Annotated in this window: 4 protein-coding genes; all 4 read right to left on the minus strand. The window is 40.4% G+C overall.

Features of this window, described 5'->3' with window-relative positions; all coding sequences use genetic code 11:
• Positions 1 to 303 precede the first annotated feature (303 nt).
• Positions 304 to 435, minus strand: coding sequence for a hypothetical protein (locus NWP22_RS15905; protein WP_280802095.1), 132 nt, complete (start codon positions 433 to 435; stop codon positions 304 to 306).
• Between the two features lie 111 nt (positions 436 to 546).
• Positions 547 to 4,800, minus strand: coding sequence for a helicase-related protein (locus NWP22_RS15910; RefSeq protein ID WP_280802096.1), 4,254 nt, complete (start codon positions 4,798 to 4,800; stop codon positions 547 to 549).
• 31 nt (positions 4,801 to 4,831) lie between these two features.
• Positions 4,832 to 5,386 (minus strand): Uma2 family endonuclease, encoded by a 555-nt coding sequence (locus NWP22_RS15915; protein ID WP_271730900.1) that lies wholly within the window; start codon positions 5,384 to 5,386, stop codon positions 4,832 to 4,834.
• Between the two features lie 73 nt (positions 5,387 to 5,459).
• On the minus strand, positions 5,460 to 5,683 hold a 224-nt coding region (locus NWP22_RS15920; RefSeq protein ID WP_280802097.1), incomplete at its 5' end, for a type ISP restriction/modification enzyme.

A 5,683-nucleotide genomic window follows, 5' to 3' on the forward strand; every position in this document is an offset into this window, starting at 1 on the left:
ATACCAAAACCGTGAACCTTCTGGGTCAAGTTGTTTGAATGGATATCCTAACAGTTGCTGTAGTGCTTCAACTCGGCTATTTGGGTCTTGGTGGTTGATGAGTAGTTGCAACTGTTGTGATATAGCATTCATGGTGCTGTATGGTAGGTGTTGATACGGGAGCAGTCAGGGTAAAGGATTTGATATTGATAAATTATACTATAGTTGGTTGGGTGATGTGACAATTTTTAATACTGCGTATACCCCACCTTTTACCCTGTGAGGGCTGGGTGTGGGGTCAAGAGATATTCTAGGATAATTTAGCTAGAAGTCGGGGATCTGTGGGGCGATCGCGAAGCGCTGCTGTAAGCAGATCGCCACCCAGGGGGGTTGGGGTGGGGTTCTAAACCACAGGGAAACAAAAAATAGGCGTTGCTGAATCCAAGTATGAATCATGCGATCGCCTGTACCAGTTGCGTAAGTCCTACTGGAAAAAATATATTGTTTCGGTGTGTTCCCTGTTCCCTCGTAGATTTCCTGTTGCTGTCAAGTAGTATTAATTAAATCTTATATTCTCAATAATAACGCTGACAAAGAAATACTGAGACTAGTGGGTTTAATTCCTTCCATAAGCAGTAAACTTAGGTTGTCTGTGTCTTCCACTAATTGGGTAACAAATTCATAATCATCTAAACGGGCTTTACTACCCTCTGTATAATTTATCAGCAGTTTTTGTACATCACTCATGTATTTGTAATAACTGAGTTTTCTGAGGGTATTCTTAATCAAGGTCGGGGTTAAATTTCCCCTGGGGGGAATATTTCTCAAGCGGCGCTGGATTTTATTAATACGTTCCGAGCTAATATTTAAGGTAGTTAGGTTTTCTGGCTGTTGTAGTTCGGCAATGTATTGATGTTTTAATTTTACTAGCTCTTGGTATATTGACTGGGCAGATGATAGTACACTGTGGACAGAAAAAGTATTACTAATGACTGGGGTTTTCATCGCCGAGGCGATCGCCAGACCATAACCGTCTTTTTCTCCCGTTTGGTCGTTCCAAAATAGGGTTTGCTGTTTTTCGGCAATAGGTTCACCATTGGGGCCGAAATATGCTAAAGTTAAAACAATTAATCCTGTGGGTTCATTTACCTCCCCAGTACGACGACCTATAACTATGGGGTTGGGTTGGTAGTCTTCACCTAATCTTTTTAATAGCTTGCTAATTTCCTCACTGTGTAGAATCTCATTTTCTGTGTAAAAACTCAGATGAGTGGCTTGTTTTTGATAAACTTGTTCTTGGAAATGGTTCTGCTGTAATTTTCTAGCTTTAACTAAACTCTGGAGAAAGTCTACATATCCTGGTAGAATTTCATCATCAAATAAAGTATCTCCATAAATTGAATCTCGTAAACTGTTAACATGGGAGATAGTAGGGATATGGCGTTTAGTTTCTACATCGATGAATTGAGTATCCTGGTCTACTAACTCTCCTACTAGTTTTTTATGGAGATTTGCCAGACGTGATGCTTGTCTGAGTAATTGACTTTCGCTGTTAGCATAGTAAATATAAATATGTGCAGCTTGGTGTTTTTTGGGTCTGTCAATCCTACCGATTCTCTGTTCTAAAATCATCGGGTTCCAAGGTAAATCAATATTAATTAAATAATCAGCATCTTGGAGATTTTGACCCACAGATAGGGTTTCCGAACCAATTAATACTGTAATTTTTGCTTCGGGTTGGGGGTAGTCTGTGGGATGTTTACAACTAGCAACGGGAGCAAATAGTTTAAATATTTCTTGACGAGTTAAAGTTACCTCTCGTCCTTGGGGTAGTTTGGCTTGACCAGGGCTAATTTTTTGGGGTTGGTCTGCACTGTTGGGGTAATATAGTTTAGGAGAGCCAGTTAGCATTCCTATACCCTGGGAGGCGATCGCCTGATCTTGCGCCATATAAAGATAATAATCGATCACCGTATCGCTAAAAGTAGAAATCAGCAATACTTTATGACCCAGCTTGACTAACTCCCTCACTTTTTGTTTGACCTGTTCCTTTTTGTGGTCAATGACAAATTCATCTTGGAGTAGAGTTTGAATTTCTTGGAGTTGTTGCAAATCGTTGTCACAATCTGCTAAGATTTTGCTGTAGATTTGCCTAGCTCTATCAGGCTGATTTTCTAAAGCTGCCGTGTTAATATCAATAGAACGTCTTAACTGTTGGCGCTTTTGTGGTTGTTCCTCCTGTGTTTCCTCCTCTTCCTCATACTCCTCATCCCAGGTTTCCCGTTCATCATCATCTAAATTTAACCGGTCTGTTTGACCTGTTGGGTTTAAATTAAACTCGTAGTGAGTTAATAAAAATTCCTTTAATCCCGCAGCGTCCGGGGAAATAGACTGTAAACGGGATTGCATTTGTGTAATCCGTCGCCTAAAATTATTGATAGTTTGGCTCAAAGCATACATACTAGATTCAGCCCGTTGGAGGAAAAACCGGCGCTGGTTACCTAACAAGCTGCGCTGTTCCACATTACTAGTTAAATAACGAATCGGGTCAGCAAAGGGAATGTAAAGACTTGTTTCAAAATGGGTAAAAATTTGGTCTAGTGCTTCTTCCGTGGTATTTTCAAACTGTACCGGCAACCATTCCGCTATGCGTTGAGCATATACATTTAAATTGCTGCTGGACTCTCGCAACATCTTTCTAGTCCGTTGCAGAAACAGTTCCTTGTAAATTTGGCGAAATATCTCTGTATTATCTGTGAAGTTCCTCACCCCTGTGTCCCTTCTTGTAAACCAGTCGGTGACCTCAGCGGGTAAGTTTAAATCTTGGAAAGCTTGAGGACGACTAATAAAAGGTGAGAGAATATTATAAATGTCTTCGCGGCGGTTATTCCAGGGGGTAGCAGTTAAGAGCAGAAAATGACGCTGTTTACCTAACTTGCGGTCGTTGTCTTGAATTTGCAAGCAGGTTTTGTGAATGCGGTTATTATAATTGCGGATACCCTCATGGGCTTCGTCAATGATAATTAAATCAGGACCACCATAACGATTCAAGTTTTCTAGAAAATTACTACCCTGACGACTCATCAAGTTTTTATTGTAGAGTTCGTAATCATGAGACTCAAAACCCAACTCCCTTAACTCCCGTTCCCAGTTGGGTAAAAGTTTTTTAGCTGCAATAATTGCGATTTTAGCATCGGGGTGTTGTTGTCGATATAATCTCCCCACCGCAGCTGCTAACCGAGTTTTTCCCAAACCTACAGCATCCGCACACACAGCAACCCCAAAATCTTGCATTACCCTCAGACAGTGTTGCGCTCCTGTTTTTTGGTGTTCAAATAATATACCCTGATTTAATAACTCATCCAGTAAGTCACTACCTTGTACCCGGAACTGTTGGGGGCGTTTTTTTGCTAACCAGTAAAGAAAGTCATCCGGTGTACCATGATTACCAGCTAAAATCATTTCTATGGCTGATTTAAATCCTGGTATTTCTTCAAAATCAGGAATTACTAAAGACTGGCTAACTACAGGGGGTTTTTTAGGTGTAGTGCGATAAACTCCCCTGGGGGTTTTGACCTGGAACTGAGTTAAGGGTATGGGGGGATGGTCTGAGTTTACCTCAACTTCACCAATAATCTGTTGTGGTGACTGGTTGTGAATGTTTACCTTCACCAACTCATTCTCAGTCACTCCTATGTCGGTAACTTGGTCTAGATTTTGACCGGTAATTTCAACAGTTGTAGTTTCACCGCTGGGGAATTTATCCGGTGTGATGGACTCAATGACTGGTTTTTGTTGTTCTTGACGGCGTTGTCTTTCTGTTAATACTTGTTGTAAAAATTCTTGACTGAGGTCAAAACTTAACTCGTGGTCTTGCCATTCTCCATCAAATTGCTGAATACTATCTAATATGGTTTCTGCGTCTAATTCATCCCAGGAATAGAGAAAAGTCATACTTTCTGCATTTCTGGAATGTGCAGCACGGGTAAAATTATCTGAACCCTCATGTTGAATGTGGTGATCTAATTGGTCAGTGAAAATCCCCGTTTTTTTGTGGTAGAGGGCTTTTCCTGAGTCCATTTTAATTAGTCTTATTTGTAGAAATCCCAGTCTGACTAGTTCTGCTAATATTTCTGTTTCTGTAAAATCGCCTTCTGCTAAACCTTGGAGAAATTCTTCTAGGGTGCGTTGGATAAATTGGTAGCGATCGCTCGGGTCGTAGAGTTTGTCTAATTCTGCAATATCTGTTATTTTAGTAAAACCTTGCCAATCCATTAATAACCGGATTTGTCCCTCAGTTTGCACAATAGCGGCCAATGGTTCTTGATAGAGTTTTAAAACACCGCTATCAAAGTAAGCTGTGGAACGGCGGTAAATTTTAGTTAGTTGTAAAATATTAGTAAAAAATTGCCGATATTTATCTAAGTCAGAGGGGAGATTAAAGCGACGTTGACGACCGGGAATTTCTAAAAAGCTCCCTGCTAATAAAGCTGGTTCTGTGGTCACCCTTTCTTGATGTAGGAACTTTTCTAGGATAGATAGTTCACAGGTTCGCAATAGGGTGACACTGGGTAAATCTCCCTCTTTGAGGGGGATATATTCAAATACTTTAGCTGTTTTAGGGTCTATGCGTAAAAGTTTATGGGTGGCGTTTTGATTACCCATACCTAGGAATTTAATCACGTTATGTAATGGGTTATCAGCGTCCCGATGTTGGAAAACCAGCCAATATTGATGGTTAATTCCTTTGATGGGATTCCCTTGGGGTAGGTAGTAGGGGCGTTGTTTGCGAATTAGTTCGGGGATAAAGTTATCTAGCATAGTTAATCATTGATTTGTGGGTTAGATATGGTCAAAAACTTAACCAGCTAAAGACTTCTTGAACAGTGATCTTTAAATCAACCCCTGCGATAACTGGTAGGCGATCGCTATTTTTAAGTTCTTGAACTCGGCGATCGCCATCTACTACTAAAATACTTTCATCCTCACTATCAACTAACCAACCTAACTCAGTTCCATATTCAGCACAATGTAGTAACTTACTGAGAACTTGTTTATATTTCTGTTCGGGAGAGAGAATTTCAATTACCCAATCTGGATGGATTTCAAACCGATTCGCGATGCGTCCTGATGGTAACCTAGGGATGCGCTCCCAGCGAAATACCGCTATATCTGGGACAATTGCGAATCCACCAAAAATACAGCGTAGTTCTGGAAAAGCTTTAGCGATTTTCTGAGGTTTAGTAATTTGATTAATAGTTTCGCATAGCTCAATCTGTAGTTGGCTATGTTCCCCTTGATGCATTGGTTTCTGTATAATGTGTCCATGAATCAATTCAGAAGCTGGTTCTGTTTCTGACAATTGTAAAAATTCTTCTATAGTTGTGGGTTGTGCTGTAATCGTCATAGCTTTATGCTCAAACCTCTTTGATTTTAACAGCCAAGTGACAGGTCAGCGCCTATCCTGAGATTTTGGGATTCTAAACCACAGGGAAACTAGGAATAGTCTGATCAATTAACTGCATTAACTTAATAGTCTCTTGCAGCGCCACCACTACACGCCGATAATGTAGAATATCTTCATGATTTAGGGTGCGTCCTTTGCGGTCTTTGAGCCATTTTTGACAAACTTGATAACCACCAATATAAAAGTTCCATACTTGCTCTGGTACCCCTGTGAATTTATCCCCCTTTTTATTAATCA

It is taken from the genome of Anabaenopsis tanganyikae CS-531 (assembly GCF_029891675.1).
GTDB classification, from domain to species: Bacteria; Cyanobacteriota; Cyanobacteriia; order Cyanobacteriales; family Nostocaceae; genus Anabaenopsis; species Anabaenopsis arnoldii.